We start from the raw sequence: 25,075 nt of genomic DNA on the forward strand, positions 1-25,075 counted from the left end.
GTTTGGTCACGATCATCAGCGTATTGAGGGATCCACAGATGTCAGTCGCTACCAGCCGTATCGAAGACGCCCCGGTGCAGGCCGCGGAAACGCTCTATCAGTTTGACGAAAGCCCGCTGCTGGCCCGCCAGCGCCAGCAGGAATCCAACGCCCGCAGCTACCCACGGCGCATCCCCCTGGCACTCAAACGCGCCAAGGGCATTTACGTGGAGGACGTGGAGGGGCGGCGGTTTATCGACTGCCTGGCCGGCGCCGGAACCCTGGCGCTGGGGCATAACCACCCGGTTGTGATCCAGGCCATCCAGCAAGTGCTGAGCGACGAACTGCCCCTGCATACCCTGGACCTGACCACGCCGGTCAAGGATCAATTCGTGCAGGACCTGTTCGGTTTGCTCCCGTCGGAACTGGCGCGAGAAGCGAAAATCCAGTTCTGCGGCCCCACCGGCACTGATGCGGTGGAAGCCGCGTTGAAGCTGGTGCGCACTGCTACCGGGCGCAGCACCGTGCTGTCGTTCCAGGGCGGCTATCACGGCATGAGCCAGGGCGCGCTGAGTTTGATGGGCAGCCTGGGGCCAAAGAAACCCTTGGGCGCCTTGCTCGGCAATGGCGTGCAATTCCTGCCATTCCCGTATGACTACCGTTGCCCGTTTGGGCTGGGTGGCGCCGAAGGTGTGCGGGTCAACCTGCATTACCTGGAAAACCTGCTCAACGACCCGGAAGCCGGCGTGCTGTTGCCAGCGGCGGTGATTGTCGAAGTGGTCCAGGGTGAGGGCGGCGTAATCCCGGCGGACCTCGACTGGCTGCGTGGCCTGCGCCGTATCACCGCGCAAGCGGGGGTGGCGCTGATCGTCGATGAGATCCAGAGCGGTTTTGGGCGTACCGGCAAAATGTTTGCCTTCGAACACGCCGGCATCATTCCGGACGTGGTGGTCATGTCCAAGGCGATTGGCGGCAGCCTGCCGTTGGCGGTGGTGGTGTATCGCGACTGGCTCGACACCTGGCTGCCGGGCGCCCATGCCGGGACGTTCCGCGGCAACCAGATGGCGATGGCGGCGGGCTCGGCGGTGATGCGCTACCTCAAGGATCACGACCTGGCAGGCCATGCGGCGACCATGGGCGAGCGCCTGGGCGAACACCTGCGCATCCTGCAGCGCGACTTCCCGCACCTGGGGGATATCCGTGGGCGTGGGCTGATGCTGGGGGTGGAGCTGGTAGACCCGACTGGCACGCCTGATAGTCAGGGCCACCCACCGGTGCATCGCCAGTTGGCGCCGCTGGTGCAGCGCGAATGCCTCAAGCGCGGGCTGATCCTGGAACTGGGCGGGCGCCATGGCAGTGTGGTGCGTTTCCTGCCACCGCTGGTGATCACCGCTGGCGAAGTCGACCAGGTGGCTGAGATTTTCGGGCGTGCCTTGGCGGCGGCCGTGGCCAGCCTGTAATTTTCCAGGCCCTTGGTACGTTTCTACAGATATCGGTGCTGCGCGTGGTGCGCAGCCAGCCTTTGAGCGACGGAGAACAGCAATGACCTCAGTATTTGACCGCGACGACATCCTCTTTCAGGTAGTGGTCAACCATGAAGAACAGTATTCGATCTGGCCCGACTACAAGGCCGTGCCGGAAGGCTGGCGCACCGTGGGCAAGAGTGGCATGAAGAAGGAATGCCTGGCGTATATCGAGGAAGTGTGGACCGACATGCGGCCGTTGAGCCTGCGCCAGAAAATGGATGGCGCGGCCCTCGCCAACTGATTCACCCCAATACACTGTAGGAGCGAGCTTGCTCGCGAAGAACGCAAGAACGCCGCGTTTACCCTGAATAAACGCGGCGTTCTGAAGTTTTTCGCGAGCAAGCTCGCTCCTACAGGGGGGTATGGGTATAGAGGTAATCCGTCGCCAACGACGCCAGCGTCCTCACGCCTACCACCAACGCCGACTCATCCACAAAGAACCCTGGGTTGTGATTCGGCGCCGCCTTGCTCATGTCCTGATCCCTTGGGGTCACCCCCAGGAAGACAAACAGCCCCGGCGCCTCCTTGGCATAGAACGAGAAGTCTTCGGCGCCACCCACCAACGGGCCTTGCACCACATCATCCTGAGCCGCCCAGCGCAGGCTCGGCAGCATTTTCTCGGTCAGCGCCGGGTTGTTGATGGTGGGGTCGTACTTCTCGATGATCGTCACTTCGGCCTTGGCGCCACCGCTTTCGGCGATTTTCTCTACGGTTTGACGCACGTCTGCATGCAGCTTCTGGCGGATACCGTAGTCGTAGGAGCGAATGGTGCCGCTCATGTCCACCGACTCGGGGATGATGTTATAGCGGGTGCCACCGTTGATGGTGCCGATGCTCACCACAGAGGGGAATGACGAAATATCGGTACGGCGGCTGACCACGGTCTGCAGGCCGACAATGGTTTGAGCGCCAACGGTGATCGGGTCGATACCGTCCCAGGGGCGGCCGGCGTGGGTCTGTTTGCCGAGGATCCTGATGCGCAGGTCATCGGAGCTGGCCAGGGTTGGGCCCGGGCGGTAGGCGATTTGCCCGGCAGGCACACCGGCCCACACATGCAGGCCAAATACCGCATCGGGCTTGGGCGCTTTCATCACGCCTTCCTGCACCATCATCTTCGCACCCCAGGTGTTCTTGCCGTCGGGGATAAAGTCGCTGGGGCCTTCTTCGGCCGGTTGGAAATAAAACACCACGGTGCCGGGCAGGCGCTCGCGCATCCCGGTGAGAATCTTCGCAGTGCTCAGCAGGATAGCGGTATGGGCGTCGTGGCCGCAGGCGTGCATCACGTCGACTTCTTTGCCCAGGTAGGTGCCCTTGGCTTTGGAGGCGAAGGGCAGGTCGGCCACTTCCTTGACCGGCAGCGCATCCATGTCGGCGCGCAGGGCCACGGTCGGGCCGGGCAGGGCGCCTTTCAAGATGGCGACGACGCCAGTGCGGGCCACCCCGGTCTTCACCTCAAGGCCGAGTTCGCGCAACTGTTTGGCGACCAACTCGGCGGTGCGGGTTTCGGTATTGCCCAGTTCCGGATGGGCGTGGATATCGCGGCGGGTTTCCAACAGGCTGGGTTCGAGGATTTTTGCCTGGGCGGCAATGGTTTCCCGGGCACTGTCCTGGCCGCTGCTGGCGGCGATCACTGCACTGCTCGCGACCGCGCCGAGCAGACCCAAAACCCATTGGTGTGTCAGACCGTTCATTCGCATACCAACCTCTCCTTGCTTATTGTTGTGGATCTTTCTCCTGCACGCTGCCGGCAGTCTGCACCTGCACGCTCAAGCGCGGTGTCGCCAGGTCCAGCCCGGCTTCATCCAGGTGCCGCTTGAGCGACAGGTTGAATGCCCGCGACACTTCCCACTGCTTGATCGGCGCGGTCTTGAAGCGTGCGCGCAGGATCGCGCTGCCGGACTCGAAGCTTTCCACGCCCTGGATCTCCAGCGGCGACCAGATATTGCGGCGTTGCAGCGGGTCGTTGCGCATGGCATGGCCGACCTCGCGCATCAGTTTGATCGCGTCGTCGATTTCCATGTTGTAAGGGATCGCCACGCGGAAGATCGCGTAGCCGAACTCCCGGGAGTAGTTTTTGATGCTCTTGATTTCGCTGAACGGGATGGTGTGCACGATGCCGTCGATATCGCGCAGGCGCACGGTACGGATGGTCAGGCCCTCTACGGTACCGAGGTGGCCGCCGACGTCCACGTAGTCGTCGATGGCCAGGGAGTCTTCGATGATGATGAACAAGCCGGTGATCAAGTCGGCTACCAGCGATTGCGCACCAAAGCCGATGGCGATACCGATCACGCCCGCACCGGCCAGCAGGGGCGTGACGTTCATACCCATGTTCGCCAAGGCCACGATGGCGGCGATGATAAAGATGGTCACGAACAGCACGTTGCGGATCAGCGGCATCATGGTTTGCGCACGCGCGTTGGCCAGGCCTTTGCGCGAACGGGTCAGGGCGTGGTGAATCGCGGTGTCGCTGAGGATCCAGATCAGCCAGGCGAACAACAAGGTCCCACCGAGGCCGAACAGCTTCACGGCTATTTCATGGCCTTCACCTTCGGTAAAGCGAATCATCGACAGGCCCCAGACCCGCAGCCCCAGTTCGATAAATACCAGCCACACCACCAGGTGCACCAGGGTGTAGACAAAGCCTTTGAGGCGTTCGGAGTACAGCGCGTGGCGTTTGTGCCCGCGTTGCGGCTTGAGAGCGTGGCGGCGCACCAGGCCGTTGATCACCATGCACAACACCAGCAGCACCGTGCACAGCAACGACTGGCGCAGGGCGGTGCTGGTGTCGCCGGCCGACAGGAAGGTGGCGAACAGTGAGATACCCACCAGCAGAAGAGCCGGGATGTACCAGAAGGTGCCGATGATCGACAGAGTATCGGTGAGGGCGCGGCGCGTCAGTCGGCGCGACAGCGGTTGGTTGCGGATCAGGTGCGCGATGGGCCGGCGGAAACGCAGGATAAACACCCCGGTGGACAACGCCGCCATTACATTGGCCACGGTCGCGGCGGTGTGGGCCAGATGCTGGCCGAGCGCGGCAACCAGGCGCGGGTCGCTCAAGGCTTCGCCGAAGGCGGCAAAACTGCCGATCCACCACAGCGGGCGGAACGCCTGGTGGCGCAGGATATACAAGGCGCGGTGGCGGTGCGGGCCGTCGAGTACGGAGAAGGCAATCACGCAGATTGCCGAGAAACAGGTGCCGACCACCAAGGCATAGGCCAGCACCATGGCCAGGGATTTGCCCAGGGAGGAAGGCAGGGCGTAACTGAGGTAAACCGTAATCACCAAAGCGATCAGCCAGGGGCCCAGCTTGCGCAGGGCAAAGCGCAGCATGTCCCAGGTGCGCGGGTGCTGCGGCAGCTCTTCGGGCAGGCCGAAACGCTCGCGCACCCGATGGCTGAGCCAGATCAGCGCAGCGGCCAGCAGGCTCCATACGGCCAGGATCACGGCAAAACCGAAGATGATCGGCAGCCATTCGCTGGCCGGCAACATCAGGGCGGCCAGTTCATCCTTGGCCAGGTCAACTTCATTGGACCAGCGCCCCAACGGGCTGTCGGCGCCGGAAAACTGCTGCTCAAAGCCCGACAGCGTACTGCCGATCAACCCGAGTACCCCGAGTTCGGCGGCGGGCTGGGCCTTTTGCGTGGCGGCGCGCAGTTTTTTCAGGTCGCTGAGCAACTGGGTGCGTTGCTGGTCGTTTTCCAGGGTTTTGATCACTTCGTCCAGCGACTGCCCCAGGGGCACTTCCGCCTGGGGTTGGGTCTTGCTGGAACCGCCCAGCATCCCGGGCAGGCCCACGGCTTGGGCGGGCATCACTGGCAGCAGCGTGAGCAGGGCGATCAGCAGGTAGCAGGGCAGGGCAAACAGACGGGAGAACACGAGGCGGTCAACCTTGAAAACGACGAATTGACCGAGTGTACGAGGCCGCTATGCCCAATGCGAGCGCATTTGTCACTGCGCCAGTTTGGCGAGGATCTTGTAGAGCACGGTGCCGAGGATCAACAGCATGCCGATCCACATGCCAAACACGCCCAGAGGCTTGTCGCGAAAGTTGAAGCCGACCGCGAGCATGATCATACCGATCACGATGGGGATCAGCATGGCGTGGAATGAGGACATTGAGATCATGGCGAGGGGCGGCCTTGTCGGACTGGAAGTTCTGACAAGTCTAGGCCGGATTGGCAGAAGTGCAGTTGATGTGAGTCAGATAGCCTTATATCTGTTTGGAAACCCATCGCGGGCAAGCCCGCTCCCACACTGAAATGCATTCACAGATCAAATGTGGGAGCGGGCTTGCCCGCGATGGGCGCGCTTCGGTCTCAGGGTAAATCGCGGCTGGCGTAGAACGCCCCCAGCACCTTGACCAGATGCGCCAGGTCATGGCTGCCGCACAGCTCGCGGATCGAGTGCATGGCAAAGGTCGGCAAGCCGATGTCCACGGTGCGCACGCCCAGGTGGCTGGCAGTGATGGGGCCGATGGTCGAGCCGCAGCCCATGTCGCTGCGCACCACGAAGCTTTGCACTGGCACTTCCTGGGCCATGCACAGGTGGCGGAAGAACCCGGCGGTTTCGCTGTTGGTGGCGTAGCGCTGGTTGCTGTTGACCTTGATCACCGGGCCGGCGTTGAGTTTCGGGCCGTGGTTGGCGTCGTGTTTCTCGGCGTAGTTGGGGTGCACACCGTGGGCGTTGTCTGCCGACACCAGCAGGGATTTCTGAATGGTGCGTACGAATTCTTCACCTTCGGGCAGCAGGCGACGCAGGGTCTGTTCCAGCATCGGGCCATCGGCACCGCAGGCCGAGCAGGAGCCGACTTCTTCGTGGTCGTTGCACACCAGCACGCAGGTTTCATCGGTGTCGCTGGTGAGCAAGGCTTGCAAGCCGGCGTAGCACGACAGCAGGTTGTCCAGGCGCGCACCGGCAATGAAGTCGCCATTGAGGCCGATCACGGCAGCACTTTGGGTGTCGTAGAAACTCAGCTCGTAGTCGAGCACCACATCGGCATTCAACCCGTGCTCGCGGGCCAACTGTTCGGTGAGCACGGCGCGAAAATCCACGCGCTCGTCACCGGCAAACTGCGCAAGGATCGGCGGCAGCTCGGTCTGGGCATTGATTGCCCAGCCCTGGTTGGCTTCACGGTTGAGGTGAATGGCCAGGTTGGGAATGATGGCGATCGGCAGTTTGAAGTCGATCAGTTGGCTCTCGACCTTGCCATCGCGGCGGAAGGTAACACGCCCGGCGAGGGACAGGTCGCGGTCGAACCAGGGCGCCAGCAGCGCGCCGCCGTAGACTTCCACGCCCAGTTGCCAGAAGCCGTGGCGTTGCAGCTCCGGCTGGGGCTTGACCCGCAGGCATGGGCTGTCGGTGTGGGCGCCGACCATACGGATACCATCTTGCAGCGGCGATTGGCGGCCGAGCTTGAAGGCGATGATCGAGGAGTCATTGCGGGTCACGTAGTAGCGACCGTTGGCCTCGGTGGCCCAGGTGTCGCGCTCGTCGAGACGCTGGTAGCCGGCCGCCTCCAGGCGTTGGGCCAGGGCGGCAGTGGCATGAAAAGGAGTAGGGGAGGCCTTGAGGAAGTCGATCAGGCCTTGATTCAACGCTTCGCGCATAAATAGCTCCAGACAGCAGTGGCGAGAGTTTAACGTATTGGCCAGATATTTGGAGTGAGCGTGCATGGCCGAGAACCACATCAAACCCTGTGGGAGCTGGCTTGCCTGCGATAGCGGTCTTTCTGTGCCAGATGTATTGGCTGGCACGCCGATATCGCAGGCAAGCCAGCTCCCACATTTGACCGCATCAGCCCTTCAAAAAGGCGCAGGGCACTCGAAACGCAGGCGCTCGCCGCTTTGCGGATGGGTGAAGCTGAGCATGCTTGCATGCAGGCACAGGCGCGGCCACGCGGCCAGGGCTTGTTCATGGGCGTACAAACCATCGCCCAGCAACGGATGCCCAATGGACAACATATGCACACGCAGCTGATGCGAGCGCCCAGTGATGGGTGTCAGCTCTACGCGGCACCAGTCGCCGCAACGCTCCAGCACTTTCCAGAAGGTCAGGGCATGTTTGCCGAACTCATGGTCGACCACGTGGCGGGGCTTGGTCGGCGGGTCATAGCGCAGGGGCAGGTCGATGCTGCCGCTGTCCAGTGCCGGTTGGCCCCAGGCCAGGGCGGTGTAGGCCTTTTCGGTCTCGCGGTCGTGAAACTGGCGGGACAGTTCGCGGTGGGTATCCGCGTCCCGGGCCAGCAGGATGATCCCCGACGTTTCCCAGTCCAGGCGATGGACGATGCGGGCTTCGGGGTAGCCGTTTTCCTGCAGGCGAGTGATCAGGCAGTCCTTGTTGTCGTCGGCGCGACCAGGCACCGAGAGCAGCAGGGTCGGCTTGTTCACCACCAGGACAGCGTCGTCCTGATGCAGGATGTGGATATTGGACAGCGGCATTAAACAGCCTCGTAACAAACGCCAACGGCGGCTCCACTGACGGCCCCCTCACCCTGTAGGAGCGAGGGGGCCGTCAGTGGAGCCGCCGTGGCGACCGCCCGTTCGATCAACGATCGGGCAGGGTGATATTGAGTTCCAGAATCGAGCAGCTGCCGTCATTTTCCAGGGCGACATGCACGTCATCGTTGCCGATATTGACGTACTTGCGGATCACCTCGACCAGTTCCTTCTGCAAGGCTGGCAGGTAATCCGGCGTGCTGCGTTGGCCGCGTTCGTGCGCCACGATGATCTGTAGACGCTCTTTCGCTACCGACGCGGTACTTGGCTTTTTGTTGGCGCGAAAGAAGTCGAGAAATTTCATTGTTTAGTTGCCTCCAAAGATACGCTCGAAGAATCCCTTCTTCTTGACATCGAGGAAGCGGTGTTCCACGGTCTTGCCCAGCAAGCGATCAACTGCATCGCTGTACGCCTGGCCGGCGTCGCTCTGGTCGTCGAGAATCACCGGTACGCCCTGGTTGGATGCCTTCAGGACGGCCTGGGATTCCGGAATCACGCCCAGCAGGGTCACGGCGAGGATTTCCTTCACGTCTTCAACACCCAGCATTTCGCCGTTGTTGACGCGCTCCGGGTTGTAGCGGGTGAGCAGCAGGTGCTCCTTGATCGGGTCCTGGCCTTCTTCGGCGCGCTTGGACTTGCTGGCCAACAGGCCGAGCATGCGGTCCGAGTCACGTACCGAGGAGACTTCCGGGTTGGTTACCACGATGGCTTCGTCGGCGAAGTACATCGCCAGGTGAGCACCGGTTTCGATACCGGCCGGAGAATCGCAGACCACGTATTCGAAGGTTTCCTTGAGCTCGGCGAGGACTTTGCCGACGCCTTCTTTGGTCAGCGCGTCTTTGTCACGGGTCTGGCTGGCAGCCAGCACGTACAGGTTCTCAAGGCGCTTGTCCTTGATCAGGGCCTGTTGCAGGTTGGCTTCGCCGTTCACCACGTTGACGAAGTCATACACCACGCGACGCTCGCAGCCCATGATCAGGTCAAGGTTACGCAGACCGACGTCGAAGTCGACGATGACTGTCTTGTGGCCGCGCAGAGCGAGGCCGGTACCGATAGCGGCGCTGGTGGTGGTCTTACCCACACCACCCTTGCCGGATGTAACCACGAGAATCTTGGCCAAGGTGTTTCACCCCTAAGGAAAAAGGACTTTCGGTCCCTGAAAAACATCTCTTGGAACTCGCCGCAGGCGGACAGCCTTTGCAGGAAAAAGACGGGGTTTCCATGGGGAAACACCAACTTCCAAAAAGTCCTACACAAGTCTTGCCGGTTTCGCTTTGCTATCAGAGTCTAGAGATGCTTGGAAAATGCGGCAGTATCCGTTAAAGACGGATGATGTTCAACACATCGCCCGACAGGTTGACCTGTACCGAAGCGCCCCACAGTGGATCGCGGCGCAAATCTTCGGAAACCTTGTACTGACCCGCGATAGAAACCAGCTCGGCGGTCAACTGCTGGCAAAAAATACGTGCCTTGGTATCACCCTTGATGCCGGCCAGGGCGCGTCCGCGCATCGGGCCGTATACATGGATGTTGCCATCGGCAAGAAGTTCCGCCCCCGGGCTGACCGAGGAAACCACCACAAGGTCGCCGCCCTGGGCGTAAATCTGCTGCCCGCCGCGTACCGGCGAGGTGATGATCTTTGTAGGCCTGATCGCAGGCTCCGGTGGTTTTTCCGGTTTTTTCTTTTCTTCGCCGACCAATGGTTCCAGAGGGCGCTCACGGGCGCCGGACGGTGGCAGTACTGGCAGTTCAATGGCGATGGCGGCGGCAATGTCTTCGATGCGGCTGGCGCGAATCGCCAGTGTGCGCAGGCCATGGGAACGGCATACACGCATCAGGCCGGGCAAATCAATCACGCCCTGGCCAGCCGGCAGCTTGTCCAGCGCCAGCACCAGCGGGGCGTTGTTGAAGAAGTTCGGCGCCAGGGCGACCTTGGCGGCCAGTTGGCGGTCCAGGGCGTCGAGGTCATTGCGGGCCAGTTCCAGCACGGTAATGGCGAGCATGCTGCCTTTTAGCTGGAACACGGGATCTTGGTCTAGCGGTTCGGTTTGGCTCATGGTCGGCGAAAGCGGCTTGTCACGAAAAGTGTCGAGACTTATAACGAGAACACTCACCCGCCGCAAGCCGAGTCGAACCGTTGTAGAATGCGCGGCCCTTGTCTTTACCGGAATCTGTAATGGATCGCCCGCGTTTTCGAGCTGTATTTCTTCACCCGCGTTTTTGGCTGCTATGGCTGGGGCTCGGCCTGCTGTGGCTGGTCACTCAATTGCCGTATCGGGCGCTGTTGACCATTGGTCGCCTGCTGGGCGCGGGCATGTACCGCGTGGCAGGTGATCGTCGCCGCATCGCGGCGCGCAACCTAGAGCTGTGCTTCCCGGAAAAATCCGTCAAGGAACGCAAACGCCTGCTCAAGGAAAACTTCGCTTCCACCGGCATCGCCTTCTTTGAAATGGCCATGAGCTGGTGGTGGCCCAAGCCGCGCCTGGCGCGCCTGGCCCATGTCGAAGGGCTGGAGCACCTCACGCAGGCGCAGTTGGACGGCAAGGGCGTGATCCTCATGGCGCTGCACTTCACCACCCTGGAAATCGGCGCGGCGCTGCTGGGGCAGAAGCACACCATTGACGGCATGTACCGCGAACACGGCAACCCGCTGTTCGACTTTATCCAGCGCCGTGGCCGTGAACGCCACAACCTCGATTCCCTGGCCGTGGAGCGCGACGACGTGCGCGGCATGCTCAAGCTGCTGCGCGCCGGCCGGGCCATCTGGTACGCACCGGACCAGGACTACGGCGCCAAGCAAAGCATCTTCGTGCCGTTGTTCGGCATCCAGGCTGCTACCGTTACCGCTACCAGCAAATTCGCACGCCTGGGCAAGGCGCTGGTGGTGCCGTTTACTCAGGAGCGCCTGGCTGACGGTAGCGGGTACCGCCTGGTGATCCATCCGCCGCTGACCGACTTCCCGGGTGAAACCGACGAGATTGACTGCCTGCGCATCAACCAGTGGGTCGAAGCCTCGGTACGCGCATGCCCTGAGCAATACCTGTGGACCCATCGCCGCTTCAAGAGCCGGCCGCCGGGTGAGCCCAAGTTGTACGAAAAGCGCCGTCGATAAGCCCAACCCTTTCTCACATGGATTGATGCAATGCGCCCAGCTGAACCGGTCACAGGCTTGATTCTTTCTGGCGGCGGGGCGCGAGCGGCGTATCAGGTGGGGGTGCTGGCGGCGATTGCCGAGTTGCTGCCTGCGGGGACAGCGAATCCTTTTCCGGTGATCGTCGGCACCTCGGCTGGTGCAATCAATGCGGTGAGCCTGGCCAGCGGCGCCAGTGATTTTTCGGCAGCCATCCAACGGCTGACCGCATTCTGGCAGGGCTTTCGCAGCCATCAGGTGCTGCGCAGTGACTGGCCGGGGGTGATGCGCCAGGCCAGTCGTTTCCTGATCCATAGCCTGTTGGGCCTGGGTAGCCAGGTGCCGGTGGCGTTGCTCGACAGCTCGCCGCTGCGCGACCTGTTGCAGGAACGCTTGAACCTGGACGGCATCGACGAGGCTATCCGCCGCAAGCACTTGCAGGCGGTGGCGGTGACGGCCTTTGGTTATGAGTCCGGGCAAGCGGTGACCTTCTATCAGGGCGGCGGCACCATCGATGCCTGGTTGCGTCATCGGCGCATTGGGGTACCGACCCAACTGACGGTAGAGCACCTGTTGGCAAGCTCCGCGATTCCGCTGTTGTTCGCTCCGATCAAACTTGACGAAGAGTACTTCGGCGATGGCGCAGTGCGGCAGTCCGCGCCCATCAGCCCGGCCTTGCACCTGGGGGCCAGCCGCGTATTGGTCGTCGGTGTGAGCGGCAACCCAAGGGGCAATGAAGCCTCGACGCAACGCACCTACACCGGCCAGCAACCGACCCTGGCGCAAATCGGCGGGCACATGCTCAACAGCACCTTCATTGACAGCTTGGAAAGCGATATCGAACTGCTGGAGCGCTTGAACCAGTTCAGCCGCGTCGTGCCTGCGGATGCGGCGGTGCAGGGCCTGGCGCCGGTAGAGGTGTTGGTGATTGCCCCCAGCCAGCCCATCGATGAAATCGCCGCGCGACATCGCCAGGAATTGCCGGCGGCGTTGCGTGTGTTTTTACGGGGGCCTGGGGCAACCAAGACCAGCGGGGCAGGGGTGTTGAGCTATCTGTTGTTCGAGGCGGGGTATTGCAGTGAGTTGATCGAACTGGGGCGCAAGGATGCGCTGGCCAAGCGCGAAGAAATCACTCGGTTCCTCGGCCTGACGCCAAACTGAATGTGGGAGCTGGCTTGCCTGCGATAGCGGTATGCCAGCCAACACTGCTGGCACAGACACATCGCGATCGCAGGCAAGCCAGCTCCCACAGGGAACCGCGGTCAACCTTTAGAAGTGGTATTTGACCAGGAAGCTTGCTGTGTCCTGAGTCGTCTTGAAGGCGCCGCTGTCTTCAATCCCGTATTTGTTCTTCCAGTAGTCGTATTCAAAACCCACATACAACTGCTTGTCGCCCCAATGCAGCGCCTTGCCCAGGTCGTATTTGACCTGTGGGTTGAAGTGCAGGTTGGCGTGATAAGTGCCGCGGGCGTTCTTGTCGTTATCCACCACCCAGTCCATGAAACCGTCGATCAGCACGTCGGAATTACCCACGGGAATGGTGTACGACCATACCGGAGTGATCTGCCACACGCCGTCACCCGGACGATTGCCCTCGGTCTGGCGCTGGTAGAAGTTCAACTGGAAGTAGTCGAAACCGGGGATGTTCAAGTCGAATGCCGGCCCCAGCAGGTAGGATTCGTTATCGCCCTCGCCGAACTCATAGGTGAAGGCCAGCAGCACGTCCTTGATCGGGCCGAACGACAGGTCTTTGTCCAGGATCTTGCCGAACGACAAACGCGGGCTGAACTCGCCGTAGTAAGTATTCGGGCCGACATTGCCGTCTTCCTTGCCGTTGTAAAAGATACGGTCGAGGAAGAAGAAGTTGTCGCCGTACTTCCATGCGTCGGCATGTTCGAAGGTGACGGTTTGCTGGATCTGCGGGTTGACGGTAAAGCTCTTGCCCCACAGATAAGTCAGGCTGTTGTTTTGCCACTGCAACAAGTCACCGGCTACGGCCTGGCCACCGGCCAACAGTGATCCAGCCAGCATCAGGCCTTTGAACATAGGTTTCATTCGGTTGCTCCCGAGTTAAAATTTTATGGTTTTTCTTCTACGCAGGCGCTCTGGTGTGGCGCCTTTTGGTTCGCTGCAAAAATCGTCTGTTCGGTCAGCTTTGATGCTTTTAGCAAGAGCTGCGCCAAGGTGCTGAAAAAGCCAAAAAAATCCCCGTCGGCTGCAGCGGATGCAGTCGAATTCAGGGGACTTTTGTGCACTTTGGCAGCAAACATCAGGCCGGGATAAGTTGGCCTTGAGGTCAGCTTTTACATTCGCTGTTTTTTTTTGAGTCGATTCGAGCGGGCGCGGAGAATACTGGCTCCCAGGCCTGGGCTCAAGTGCGCTGTAACAGAGCGCGAGGGGCAAGAATGGGGCGCGGCGTGTGGCCGGCCCCATGTCAAGGTTGTGCATGTGGGGGTTCCCTGTTTGTTGTTATTTTTGTACTAACAAAGGAATCAATGCGTATGCGCGACTTCGGGGCGCTCAGCGCCGCCGAGGATGTTGAACAGGATGTTGAGCGACAGCGCGCTGAGGGTGGCCATGGCGATGCCGCTGTGGGTAATCGGGCTCATCCACAACGGCAGCTGTGCGAAGAACTCCGGGCGTACCACGGGGATCAGGCCCATGCCGATGCTCACCGCCACCAGCAACTGGTTACGGCGGTCGGCGATGTCGGCTTCCTGCAGAATCTTGATCCCGGTTGCCGCCACCATCCCGAACATCGCAATCGCCGCGCCGCCGAGTACCGCAGGTGGAATTGAAGCCACCAGATAGGCCGCCTTGGGCAACAGGCTGAGCACGATCAAGAACGCGCCGGCCATGAGCGTGACCGAGCGGCAGCGCACGCCGGTCATCTGCACCAGGCCGATATTCTGCGCGAAGGAGGAGTGGGTAAAGGTGTTGAAGAAGCCGGCAAAGAACGACGCGCCGGCATCACACAACAGGCCGCGTCGCAGCATCTTCGGCGTGACCTCCTGGCCGGTGATCTTGCCTAGGGCGAGGAACATGCCGGTGGACTCGACAAAAATGATCACCACCACCAGGCACATCGACAGGATCGGCGCCAACTCGAACTTGGGCATGCCAAAGTGCAACGGCGTCACGACCTGCACCCACGGCGCCTGCGCCAGGCCACTGAGGTCGACCATGCCGATCACACCACATAGCGCGTAACCCAGGCCCATGCCGATCAGTACCGAGATGTTCACCCAGAAGCCGCGCATGAAGCGGTTGATCAGCAAGATCGTGGCCAGTACCAGGGCGGCAATCGCCAGGTAGACCGGCGAGCCAAACGTGGCGGCGGCGCTGCCCCCGCCGGCCCAGTTCACCGCCACGGGAAACTGCGAAAGGCCGATGGCGGTGATCACCGTACCGGTCACCAGCGGCGGGAAAAAGCGCACCACCTTGGACATGAACGGTGCGATGAGCATGCCGAAGAACCCGGCGGCGATGGTCGCGCCGAAGATGCCCTGCAAACCGATGCCGGGCATACCGGCCATGGCGACCATGCTGCCCACGGCGGCAAAACTGGCGCCCATCATCACCGGCATGCGGATGCCCATGGGGCCGATGCCGAACGACTGCACCATGGTGGCGATACCGGCCACCAGCAGGTCGGCGTTGATCAGAAAGGCGATTTCTTCACGGCTCAAGCCGGCGGCCTGGCCAATGATCAGGGGCACGGCGACAGCACCGCCGTACATCAGCAAGACGTGTTGCAGGCCTACCAGGATCAGTTGCAAGAGGGGCAGCCGCACCATGGCGGGCGCGGCAGGAGTCTGCGTTTCTAACTGGGACATGCAACACCTCGAATCTTTTTATTTTTGTGTTGTTTGGCATTCAATTGCCGGATGAAACTTAATCTTCAAACCATCACTGATCTCCCTTGTGGGAGCTGGCTTGCCTGCGATGGCGGTGTGTCAGTCACCGAAAATGTTGGTGATCTGCCGCTATCGCAGGCAAGCCAGCTCCCACATGGGAACGGTGTGAAACAGTCAGTTGGTACGGGCCCCCTGATTAATCCAGGTGCCGATCAAATCCCGTTCCTGCTGGGTCATCTGGGTAATGTTGCCCAGCGGCATGATCTGGCTGGCCACGGCCTGCGCTTGAATCCGCGCCGCCTGCTGCTGGATCTGTGCCGGTGTGTCGAACATCACCCCAGCCGGTGCCGTACTGAACAGCGGGCTGGTGGGCTTGGCCGAATGGCACACGGTGCAGCGTTGCTCGATCACGTGGTGCACCTGGCCGAAGTCCGTGGTGGCCTGGGCCGGTGCCGGTTCAGCGGCGGGTGCGGCAGGCGCGGCCGGTTTCAAGCCACCGCCCAGTGCGGTTTCTGGCAGGGGTTGGTACTCGATGGCAGCCGGTGCCTTGGCAATCGGTTCAGCCGGCTTGGGCCCGGTCACGTAGGCCAGGCTGATCATCGCCAAGGCGCCTACGGGCAAGGTCCACGCATACTTCTGGCTGTCATGCCGGGTGTTGAAGTAATGGCGCACCAACACTGCTGCCACCGCGATACCGGCCAGGATCAGCCAGTTGTATTGGCTGCCATAGGTGCTCGGGAAGTGGTTGCTGATCATGATGAACAGCACCGGCAAGGTGAAGTAGTTGTTGTGGCGTGAGCGCAGCAGACCTTTGGCCGGCAGCGCCGGGTCGGGCGTGCGATTCTCGGCGATGGCCGCCACCAGCGCGCGTTGGGCCGGCATGATGATGCGGAACACGTTACCCACCATGATCGTGCCGATCACCGCACCCACGTGCAGGTAGGCACCGCGGCCGCTGAACACCTTGCTGAAGCCGTAAGCCGCCGCAATCAACAGCACGAACAGGATTAAGCCGAGCAGGGCAGGGCGTTTGCCCAGGGCCGAGTCGCAGAGGAAGGAGTAGATGAACCAGCCGGCGAACAGTGAACCGATGCCCAGCAACACGCCTTCGGTGCCGCTGAGGCTGCTGCCGGGGGCGAGCAGGTACAGCGTCGGGTTGAGGTAGAACACCACGCACAGCAGCGCGACGCCCGACATCCAGGTGAAATAGGCTTCCCATTTGAACCAGTGCAGGTTGTCCGGCATGGTCGGCGGGGCCAGTTTGTATTTTTCCAGGTGGTAGATACCGCCACCGTGGATCGCCCACAAGTCACCGGCCAGGCCGTTCTTGGGGTTGACGCGATTAAGGTTGTTTTCCAGCCAGACGAAGTAGAAAGAAGCGCCGATCCAGGCGACGCCAGTGATCATGTGAACCCAGCGCACGCTCAGGTTCAGCCATTCCAACAGATGTGCTTCCACAGTCTTTACCTCTCGCCTGTCACCCTTGTTGTCGGGTGATCAGACCTTCTCTTATTGGTGGGGGGCGAGGATCAACCGCTCATCCTCTTTGAAAAAATGCTCATCGCAGTTATTGCCTGTGCCACTGCGATCAACCACCAGGAAGTCATCCCGCTTTTCGATCGTCAGCACCGGGTGGTGCCAGACGCCGCGATGGTAATTAATGCCCTGCCTGCCGTTGGTGACGAAGGCGCGGACCAAGCCCGATACAGGTTCATCGCCAAGTGGCGCGACCACGATCAGAAAGGGGTTGCCGAGCAGCGGAATGAAAGCCTGGCTGCCCAGCGGGTGTCTCTCCAGCATGCACACGGTCAGCGGCATGTCCTGCGCGTCGGCGCGGAAGATGCTGATGATGGCGTGGTCTTCCGGCTTCGCGGTTTCGACCGTGGCCAGTTTGTGAAAGCGCATGGTCGACCCGTTGTTGATCATGAAGTGATCGCTGCCATCGGTTTCGATAACGTCTCCGAAAGGGGCGAAGGCTTCTTTGGTCAGGGGTTCGATCATCAGTGTGCGCATGGCTGTCTTCTTGTCTTGTCTATAGATCGTTCCCACGCTCTGCGTGGGAACGCTGCCCTGGACGCTCTGCGTCCGCTGTGTGACGCGGAGCGTCACGGGGTGCATCCCCACGCAGAGCGTGGGGACGATCGGGTGTTATTTGGCGACCTTGCCCAGGACGCGCAGGCGACTCACACCACCATCCGGGAACACATTCAAGCGGATGTGGGTAATCGGCCCCAGCGCCTTGATCTGCTCGGCGAAGGTGTGTTCGGCGTGCATTTCCAGCTTCTGCGCCGGCAGCAGTTCGCGCCAGAACAGCGACTGAGTTTCGATCTGGCTGTCGGTGCCGCCTTTCACGAAGGCGCCCTGGATCGAGCAGGTGTCCGGGTAGTTGCCCTTGAAGTGCAGGGTGTCGACCACGATTTTCTCGATCTCGCCCGGGTGACCCAGGGCGACGATCACCCAGTCATTGCCTGGCGTGCGACGACGTGCGGTTTCCCAGCCATCGCCCATGTTGATGCCGCGGCCCGGGTTGAGGATGTTGCTCATGCGGCCGAAGTGTTCGTCGGAACAGGCCAGGGCACGACCGCCATTGAGCGCGGCAGCCAGGTCGACCTGTTCGTTGTCGCCCACCGAAGACCAGTCGCGGAACGGCACGCCGTACACACGCAGACGGGCCACGCCGCCATCCGGGTAGATGTTGAAGCGCAGGTGGCTGAACGCCTGGTCGTTGTTGATCTCGTGGTAGTGGTGGCTGTTGCCTTGCAGCTCGACGGCTGACAGCACTTCCACCCACTGGGTGTTGGCATCCGGCTCGCCCGAGGCCAGGAAGCAGGCTTCCAGGGAAGCCGACGGCGGGAAGTTGCCGGTGAAGAATGAAGTGTCGATGTCCACGCCTTTGATCGAACCCGGCACGCCCAGGCGGATCACCGCACTGTCGTAGCCTTCGAAGCGCTTGCGGCGTGACTCCCAGCCGTCCATCCACTTGCCGTTGTCATCGAAAACGCCCTCCTTCCACACGGCCGGGGTCGGCTGGAACAGGCGGTTGGCGTCAGCGAACCAGTCATCGGTCACCGAGATGATCTTGGTACCCAGGCGGGCGTCGGCCAGGTTGACGAACTTTTCGAAAGGTACGGCGTAAGCTTTCATTCTTCTTGTCTGCCTTAGATAGAGTGGCTGGGGATGGACTGCTAGAGGGTCAGTAAGCGGAACAACGCGATCTTGTTGATCTCGTCCAGCGCGCACTTGAACTCGGTGTCTGCCGAGTTGTGGATGCGCGTTTCGAAAGCGGCGAGGATCTGATGCCGGTTGCTGCCTTTTACCGCCATGATGAAGGGAAACTTGAACTTGGCTTTGTAGGCCTCATTCAGCTCGGTGAAGCGAGAAAACTCTTCGGCCGTGCATTGGTGAATACCCGCGCCCGCTTGTTCATCGGTGCTGGCTTGGGTCAGTTGGCCCTGGACGGCAGCTTTTCCGGCCAGGTCCGGGTGAGCATTGATCAGCGCCAGTTGCGAGGCGTGATCAGCACTCAACAGGATATCGCTCATGCGCTGGTGCAGGGTTTCGATCTGGTCGATCGACGCGTCCTGGCCCAGGTCGAAGGCCTTTTCGGCCACCCATGGCGAGTGTTCGTAGATATCGGCAAAGGCCTGGACGAAGGCGTCGCGGCTCAAGGTCGAAGGTTTCAGGGTCTGGAACGCAGTCATTTCGCTGCTCCCGGGAAAGGGTGGGTTTGGTGCCAGTGACGGGCGATGTCCACGCGGCGGGTGAACCACACATGGTCATGGCTTTTGACGTATTCAATAAAGCGCTTGAGCGAGGCCAGGCGTGCCGGGCGACCGATCAGGCGGCAATGCAGGCCGATCGATAGCATCTTCGGCGCTTCGGCGCCTTCTGCGTACAGCACGTCGAAGGCATCCTTGAGGTACTCGAAAAAGTCATCGCCCTTGTTGAAACCCTGCACCTGGGTGAAGCGCATGTCGTTGGTGTCCAGGGTGTAGGGGATTACCAGGTGCGGCTTGCCGTTCGGGGTGTTGGGTTCCCAGTAGGGGAGGTCGTCGTCGTAGGTGTCGCAGTCGTACAGAAAGCCACCTTCCTCCATCACCAGGCGACGGGTGTTGGGGCCGGTGCGGCCGGTGTACCAGCCCAATGGGCGTTCACCGGTAAGTTCGGTGAGGATGCGGATTGCTTCGAGCATGTGCTCGCGCTCCTGGGCCTCGTCCATGTACTGGTAGTCGATCCAGCGGTAGCCGTGGCTGCAAATCTCGTGGCCGGCGGCGACCATGGCGCGGATCACATCCGGATGCCGCTGGGCGGCCATGGCCACGGCGAAGATGGTCAGCGGGATGTCGAATTCTTTGAACAACTTGAGGATGCGCCACACACCGGCACGGCTGCCGTACTCGTACAGCGACTCCATGCTCATGTTGCGCTCGCCTTGCAGCGGTTGCGCCGAGACCATTTCCGAGAGGAAGGCTTCGGACTCTTTGTCACCGTGCAAAATGTTGCGCTCGCCGCCTTCTTCGTAGTTGAGTACGAACGACAGCGCAATGCGTGCCTTGCCCGGCCAGTGGGGGTGAGGAGGGTTACTGCCGTAACCGATCAGGTCGCGTGGGTAGTCAGCGCTCACTGCAGTCTTCCTTCTTGTTCGTGGTAGCAGGTGTGTGTGGCGTCCGGGCAGTGGAATGACTGAGTGGCGTCACAGCGATGAGTGATTGTATACAACTTATTGCAAACTTTGTAAGCCTGCATTTCTGCATTTTTTCTGAACGGGCTCTCTACGGGTCTGTGCAAGAAACTTGCCTGAGTGGTCAGGTTAAAATGAAAAAGCCCACTGTAGGAGCGAGCTTGCTCGCGAATAACCTGAGGGCGCCACTTTTCATCCTGGAAGCCCGCGTTATCGTTGGCGTTTTTCGCGAGCAAGCTCGCTCCTACAGGGGGTTGAAGCGCTGTGAAATTTATTGTGTACAATTTTCTTTGAAAATGTCTTAATCAGCCATCGCCGGCTTTTTCACTGCCCTGAAAGAGTGCGGGTTTCTCTATGACTGACTTCGGGAGGCGCATAAAAGCCATGGGACGTTTGACCACACACGTTTTGGACGCCGCGCACGGTTGCCCCGGCAGCGCAATCAAGGTCGAGCTGTACCGCGTCGAAGGTGCGCAGCTTGAGCTGGTCGCTACCGCCACCACCAACAGCGACGGCCGCTGCGATGCGCCGCTGTTGCAAGGCGACGATTACCGCAGCGGTGTCTACCAGCTGCAATTCAACGCCGGCGATTACTACCGCGCCCGGGGCGTGCAGCTGCCGGAGCCGGCTTTCCTGGATGTAGTGGTACTACGCTTTGGCATCAGCGCCGAGCAAGAGCATTACCATGTACCCCTGTTGATTTCGCCTTACAGCTATTCCACCTATCGCGGTAGCTGAGTCGTCACCTCGCTTCATACCCCCAAATGCTCTTCGTTGGTTTCGCCCGCGCACACTGCGGGCTTTTTTTCGCCCGTGGTGTGTTCAATTATCTAACGCCTTTTGAGCCGCGACGCTGCCTAGGCTGGTGTTTGTCCTTCCATCAAGAAGAAAGCACCATGACTTCAGCCATCGGCAACATCTATTCAGATGATCCGGATATCACTGCCGAACGCGTGCAGCAGATGCGCGATCAACTGACTCGGCGCATCAACACTCATCCCCAGCCCGGCCGCCTGATCAACCAGCTCGCGGAGGCCGACCGGCGGTGTTTCCAGTCGACCAGAGTGCTCGCCCGCTTGATAGGTCATGCGCCCCGGGTTCTGGGAGTGATTCGTGCCGCGCTGCGCAAGGAATTTGAAATTGACCCCGACAGCCTGCTGTTTACCCAGGCGGCATTGCCGGGGGCGGCCGCCAAAGTTGACAGTTTGACCGACCGGGCGCTGCTGTCGCTGGCATTGCCTTCGGTACCGGACAACCTCAATCAATTCACCTCCTTGAGTGTCAAGGGCGATCCAAACCGTCGGCTGCCGTATACGCCTTTGCAGGTGTTGCGACGCATGATCGCGATGAACCTGCTGGAGCGGCTGCCTCAAGCGGTAACGGAATATTGGCAGGCCTTGGCGCATGGATCGTGGCACACACGTCAGGAACGCTGGGCTGAATCATACGCCGCAGCTTTTGCCGAGCAGGCTTTCATGGCACGGCAACTGGATGAGATTTCCATTGCGGGAATGACCCTGGTCCAGCAATTGGTGGATGCCCCCGACACCGAGGCGCGCCAGCGCGCCGGGGGCAGTTGGGCCAGCGTGCGGGTAAGCCAATTGATGTGGCCAGGCTTGCCTGCAGTCGCGATTCCCGGGGCACTGCATATTTATCGAGACGGCGACCCCGAGGGTGCGCCGCATGTGATTTACCTGCCGGGCGTGGCCCGCCATTTTTACGAGTACCCGTCGTTCTTCTCGCTTCAATGCGGCCTGTTGGCGTTGACCAGTCAGACGCTGTTCGATGAACTCTGGCAATGCTTGCCACTAAAGCGTCGTCACCAATTATGCCGACCCGATCACCTGAGCCCAGCCTCCGTTGTCGTGCGTGGCGCGGCGGTGACGGAGGATGCGTTGGCTCTGAGCGCCCGGGCGTTGCTGGATGGCCAGTGGGCGAATGAGTTGGCCTGCGCGCTGGCGATCAATCACGCGCATGTGTTCGCTGCAAGCAGGCCGCGGCCTGAAACGTTGTCGGCCACGGCCTTTCTCCGTTCGATCGAGCAAGCTCGCAAACGGCTGGCAGGCAGCGCCCGGCTGCACAACGTGTGCGACCAATTACTTATCTGGGACCGGCAGCGACGGGAGCCAGAAATCCTGTTTGCCAGTGCGATGCCCGAGCTGGCCCGGCTTACGGCAGAGCAACAGGTCAAACGCTATGAAAAAGGCCTGGTTGCGTTGCTTAACCAGGATGATCCGAGTGCGCAGAGCGCGGCGTTTGAGCAGGTGTTGGCGCTCGAGCGTCAGCGCAAGGAGCACACGCAGGTGTTGAGCGCACAGATCAAGGATGCGCAGCATCAACTGTTCGATTTGCCGTTCTGGCTTGCGCGCCCTGGGGGAGGGCGCAGGCGTGCTGCGCTGTTTTTGAGCGCCCAGGTCGAAGCATTGCGCTGTGAGGTTGAGTTGCAACACCAGCTCAAGCTCATATCCACGGCGCATCGTGACGTGATTAGCGAAGTGCTGGACCAGCCTGCAGCGCGCAAACGCCCTGGCAGTCAAACCCAGGTGCTGTCGGTCTCGGTGGGCAGCGCGCCGGATGCCTTCTATCCGCTGCATAACGTGTGGGTGGTGACGCGAGTGACCGCGCTGAAAAAACCGGCAGGCGCAATTCCGGTGGTGCTGTATGCGTTTGGAGATTATGGCGGGCTTATGGCTTTTTCCGGCCTGGAGGCGCTGACGCAGGGGCTCAAAGCGACACTGGGCAGCAGTGACTATTCCAGGTTATGGGGTTGTGTCGAACGGGATAAGCTCCACGACTTGCGCGCCCATGCGGTGCGCAACACGCTGGCTGTGCGTTACGAGCCTGTCTACATCAGCCCCACGGGTCTCTCGCTGAAAAACCTGGTGATGTACTACGCAGGGTTGAGCAAACGCATCGGTGGCATGACGGGGCTTTTCGGCGAGGTGAAGGATGCGATGGTCAGCCGCTTGTTGTGGGTGGTCGAGCTGCACCAACATCTGGCGTTTCCTCCCAACCATGCTTTGAGCCAGGCGTTGGCCAATGTGGACGTGCTGCGTAAAGTTGCGCTTGAGATGAAAAGTTCCCCAGCGTGGCTGGCCAGCGCAACGCCTACCCAAGTCAAACAATTCCAACGCCTCAAGCGCAGGTACCTGGGCAGTGCCGCTGCCGCTGAAAGCGGGCTCGTGCAGATCCTGCCTGACCTGGACACCTTCGCCCGCAGTGCATTGATCGCTCGTTTGACTGAAGACGGTTTTTACCCGGAACTGGACATCGACAAGCCGTTGATCGACTTGCCGGATGACACCTACAGCAGTTTTTGTGGCCACGAAAGTCGCTGCACGCCGGGCGATCGCAAAGTCATCGTGACACCCAGCCTCAAACGCCACACGTTCAGCATGCTGCAACTGGCGTTGCATAACCTTGACTCGCAAGCACCCTGGACACGCCCGCGATTGACACGCGGCCGCTATCTGCAACCGCAGTGGCGCCAGCGACTGAACGCCGATTATCTGATCAACACCGTGTCTTCGCTGGATATCGGCGGTCATTACGCGATACGGGCCCACCGTGCATTTTACCCTGCGGGGGCGAGCGGTCAGAGGGAAGAACGTATCCCTGTGCTGATAAATCGCACGTTGCGGGACTGCGCGCAGATGCAGCTTTTTTCAGCGGCCGCCCAGGGTTTGAGCGCCCAGGCGCAGAGCCTGTTCAAGGTTGCAATGGCAGCCCGCACGGCTGAAGACCTGTTAAAGAACGGGCATCGGCTGACGCTCAGTGTGGTTCATTTGGTAGGACACACGATGCTGCATGATCGTTACATCGCAGGCATTGTGGTGATGGCGGACCAGGCCAGCGGACGCTGCGTGGTTTACTGGCCGGCCGCGCCCCAAGCCTTGGTCATCAGCGAATACACCAGTGTGGGAGTAGCCCTGGCGGCGCTCAATCGTATGGCTGCAGAGCCCGATTACGTTAAGGTTCTGGCGCGACAGGTTGCACCGGGTTGGGCATTCGAGGCCATCGCCCATAACGTCGATGCAACAAACAAGAACAGCTCGATTTATGACGTGGACCCTATCCTCGCCGGTTTTTCATTCTTCGAAGGTGTGTGGAGGAGCTATGAGTTTTTCCGCTCATTCAAAATCACGCACCTTGAGCCTACGCCAGCGGTCAATGAAATCGAAGAGCTGATCCACGAGCAGATTGCCAGTGCACCATCGAACTGGTTGGCGGTGGTGCCCACCACCTACCGTGACGCCATGGCACTGCTGTACGCGGCCAGCTCGCTGGAGCTGCAAGGGCGGGTTCAAGCCGTCAGTAACTCCAGCTGGATGTTGGCGACTTATCGGGTTCAACGTCTTGAAGAGCAGAGCGAGGCCACCAGGCGCGGGTTGCTGGGTATTTTGATTCCGTTATTCGGTAAGGCTAACGACTTCCATGATTTGCTGTTGGCTGCCCGACGCTATCATCGCTTTGGCGACCCTAACGATGCCGTGGATGTGGCGTTCATGACCCTGTTTCTGGCGGTCGAACTGGCGACAGACTTTGCACCTGTTCCCAAAGTGAAGGGCGGTAAGGTCATAGGTATGCGTTCGCCGATGAAGGTTCTGAGTCGTATCCGTCGCTTGCCGATGGCAATACGTAGTCATTTGCCCAGCGCGTCTTCGTCGCTGGTGACGCAATCGAAGCTCTTGGACCGTTTCAGAATCAAGGGTAAGCCCGAGGGCGCCGTAGCGTTGAAAGGGCCGGGCAGGCAAGGCGTGCATGTCAAGAACGGTGAGCAGTTCATAGCGGACGATACGCACCATTACCCGGTTTACCAGCGCGAAAGCGAAGAGGTATTTCGTCTGCGAAATAGCCGGGAACCGGGACTGGATGAGTTGGTCATCAACATTCAAGAGCCTAAAGAGTGGTTGTTGGGCATGAATGCGCCACAACCTGGGCCCAGCTCCGGGGTGCATAACCCATGGCCCGTTTCCCCATTGCCGGATTGGCAACCCCCTCGTACGCGCACGGCTACCGAGAATCGGATTGTGCAGTCACGTACAACGGATACTCAGTGGCTGAGTTGGCGTGTTCAAGTCCAACCCAGTCAAATTGTAGACTTTCCGGCGGCTGGCGTGTTTGAGGTAGGCGTGGGTCCCAGAGGTTCTGAGCTCAATGCCAGGTTTTTACGCGTGGCTCCTCCTTATACCGCCATCCAGGATCCGAGCAGCGGTTTCTACCGGATGCTCCCGCAGGGTGATCGTGCACCGTTGAACGGCCTGGTGTTTATCACCCGAAATGAGCCACCGGGGCGATCCGCGCTAACCGATATCATGCGCTGGACAAGCACTGATATTCGCGACCAGCCTATTCCCGTATCACGCCTGCCTTCAGGTGGGTGGCAAAATCATCCGGCACTGTTC

The 25,075-nt window shown here is 60.7% G+C and carries 22 protein-coding genes; 6 read left to right on the forward strand and 16 right to left on the reverse strand.

Features of this window, described 5'->3' with window-relative positions; genetic code table 11:
- Positions 1-38: 38 nt before the first annotated feature.
- Positions 39-1,439 (forward strand): aspartate aminotransferase family protein, encoded by a 1,401-nt coding sequence (locus tag APH41_RS17865; RefSeq protein ID WP_054896341.1) that lies wholly within the window; start codon positions 39-41, stop codon positions 1,437-1,439.
- A gap of 82 nt (positions 1,440-1,521) precedes the next feature.
- Positions 1,522-1,746 carry an MbtH family protein gene (locus APH41_RS17870; RefSeq protein ID WP_003192847.1) on the forward strand — a complete coding sequence of 75 codons (225 nt, stop codon included), beginning with the start codon at positions 1,522-1,524 and terminating at the stop codon, positions 1,744-1,746.
- Between the two features lie 109 nt (positions 1,747-1,855).
- Here APH41_RS17870 and APH41_RS17875 read toward each other — a convergent pair whose 3' ends face one another.
- The 8 genes from APH41_RS17875 to minC all read right to left on the reverse strand — a co-directional run bounded on the left by APH41_RS17875 (position 1,856) and on the right by minC (position 10,059).
- Positions 1,856-3,202 carry an amidohydrolase gene (locus APH41_RS17875; RefSeq protein WP_054896340.1) on the reverse strand — a complete coding sequence of 449 codons (1,347 nt, stop codon included), beginning with the start codon at positions 3,200-3,202 and terminating at the stop codon, positions 1,856-1,858.
- A 16-nt stretch (positions 3,203-3,218) separates the two neighbouring features.
- Positions 3,219-5,384: a mechanosensitive ion channel family protein gene (locus APH41_RS17880; RefSeq protein ID WP_034126128.1), complete on the reverse strand. Its 2,166-nt coding sequence runs from the start codon at positions 5,382-5,384 to the stop codon at positions 3,219-3,221.
- Positions 5,385-5,456: 72 nt separating this feature from the next.
- A complete protein-coding gene (locus APH41_RS29080) occupies positions 5,457-5,633 on the reverse strand; it encodes a hypothetical protein (protein WP_164692207.1) in 177 nt (58 codons plus the stop codon).
- Positions 5,634-5,824: 191 nt separating this feature from the next.
- Positions 5,825-7,114 (reverse strand): M18 family aminopeptidase, encoded by a 1,290-nt coding sequence (locus tag APH41_RS17885; RefSeq protein ID WP_054920433.1) that lies wholly within the window; start codon positions 7,112-7,114, stop codon positions 5,825-5,827.
- Between the two features lie 195 nt (positions 7,115-7,309).
- Complete coding sequence (locus APH41_RS17890) at positions 7,310-7,945, reverse strand: RluA family pseudouridine synthase (protein WP_003192838.1); 636 nt, start codon at positions 7,943-7,945, stop codon at positions 7,310-7,312.
- Positions 7,946-8,051: 106 nt separating this feature from the next.
- Complete coding sequence (minE, locus tag APH41_RS17895) at positions 8,052-8,306, reverse strand: cell division topological specificity factor MinE (protein WP_003175252.1); 255 nt, start codon at positions 8,304-8,306, stop codon at positions 8,052-8,054.
- Between the two features lie 3 nt (positions 8,307-8,309).
- The gene (gene minD / locus APH41_RS17900) at positions 8,310-9,122 is read right to left on the reverse strand and encodes a septum site-determining protein MinD (RefSeq protein ID WP_003192835.1); all 813 of its coding nucleotides are present in this window, start codon (positions 9,120-9,122) and stop codon (positions 8,310-8,312) included.
- Between the two features lie 199 nt (positions 9,123-9,321).
- Entirely contained in the window at positions 9,322-10,059 is a 738-nt protein-coding gene (gene minC, locus APH41_RS17905) for a septum site-determining protein MinC (protein ID WP_014719299.1), read from the reverse strand.
- A 119-nt stretch (positions 10,060-10,178) separates the two neighbouring features.
- On the opposite strand from minC, the gene APH41_RS17910 reads away from it, so the two are divergent.
- Entirely contained in the window at positions 10,179-11,114 is a 936-nt protein-coding gene (locus APH41_RS17910; RefSeq protein WP_054920436.1) for a lipid A biosynthesis lauroyl acyltransferase, read from the forward strand.
- Between the two features lie 30 nt (positions 11,115-11,144).
- Positions 11,145-12,293: a patatin-like phospholipase family protein gene (locus APH41_RS17915; protein WP_054920439.1), complete on the forward strand. Its 1,149-nt coding sequence runs from the start codon at positions 11,145-11,147 to the stop codon at positions 12,291-12,293.
- 108 nt (positions 12,294-12,401) lie between these two features.
- On the opposite strand, the gene APH41_RS17920 is transcribed toward APH41_RS17915, so the two are convergent.
- The 8 genes from APH41_RS17920 to puuE all read right to left on the reverse strand — a co-directional run bounded on the left by APH41_RS17920 (position 12,402) and on the right by puuE (position 19,613).
- Positions 12,402-13,187, reverse strand: coding sequence for an outer membrane protein OmpK (locus APH41_RS17920; protein WP_003192827.1), 786 nt, complete (start codon positions 13,185-13,187; stop codon positions 12,402-12,404).
- A 15-nt stretch (positions 13,188-13,202) separates the two neighbouring features.
- Positions 13,203-13,580, reverse strand: coding sequence for a hypothetical protein (locus APH41_RS28855; RefSeq protein ID WP_156359064.1), 378 nt, complete (start codon positions 13,578-13,580; stop codon positions 13,203-13,205).
- A 44-nt stretch (positions 13,581-13,624) separates the two neighbouring features.
- Positions 13,625-14,968, reverse strand: coding sequence for a nucleobase:cation symporter-2 family protein (locus APH41_RS17930; RefSeq protein WP_054920444.1), 1,344 nt, complete (start codon positions 14,966-14,968; stop codon positions 13,625-13,627).
- A gap of 195 nt (positions 14,969-15,163) precedes the next feature.
- Entirely contained in the window at positions 15,164-16,447 is a 1,284-nt protein-coding gene (locus APH41_RS17935) for a urate hydroxylase PuuD (protein ID WP_003192825.1), read from the reverse strand.
- 51 nt (positions 16,448-16,498) lie between these two features.
- Entirely contained in the window at positions 16,499-17,002 is a 504-nt protein-coding gene (locus APH41_RS17940; RefSeq protein WP_003192823.1) for an ureidoglycolate lyase, read from the reverse strand.
- 135 nt (positions 17,003-17,137) lie between these two features.
- Entirely contained in the window at positions 17,138-18,133 is a 996-nt protein-coding gene (alc, locus tag APH41_RS17945; RefSeq protein WP_017137848.1) for an allantoicase, read from the reverse strand.
- A 41-nt stretch (positions 18,134-18,174) separates the two neighbouring features.
- Positions 18,175-18,690, reverse strand: a complete 516-nt coding sequence (gene uraD / locus APH41_RS17950) for a 2-oxo-4-hydroxy-4-carboxy-5-ureidoimidazoline decarboxylase (protein ID WP_014719293.1) — start codon at positions 18,688-18,690, stop codon at positions 18,175-18,177.
- Positions 18,687-19,613: an allantoinase PuuE gene (gene puuE, locus APH41_RS17955; RefSeq protein ID WP_054896335.1), complete on the reverse strand. Its 927-nt coding sequence runs from the start codon at positions 19,611-19,613 to the stop codon at positions 18,687-18,689. Before puuE ends, uraD begins: the two co-directional genes overlap by 4 nt.
- 441 nt (positions 19,614-20,054) lie before the next feature.
- Between puuE and uraH the strand changes: the two genes are divergently transcribed.
- On the forward strand, positions 20,055-20,408 hold the full coding sequence (uraH, locus tag APH41_RS17965; RefSeq protein ID WP_034126134.1) for a hydroxyisourate hydrolase: 354 nt from the start codon (positions 20,055-20,057) through the stop codon (positions 20,406-20,408).
- Positions 20,409-20,566: 158 nt separating this feature from the next.
- Positions 20,567-25,075: dermonecrotic toxin domain-containing protein (locus APH41_RS17970; protein WP_054920448.1), on the forward strand; the 4,509-nt coding region annotated here is incomplete at its 3' end.

Source organism: Pseudomonas sp. NBRC 111138 (assembly GCF_001320835.1).
GTDB lineage: Bacteria > Pseudomonadota > Gammaproteobacteria > Pseudomonadales > Pseudomonadaceae > Aquipseudomonas > Aquipseudomonas paracarnis.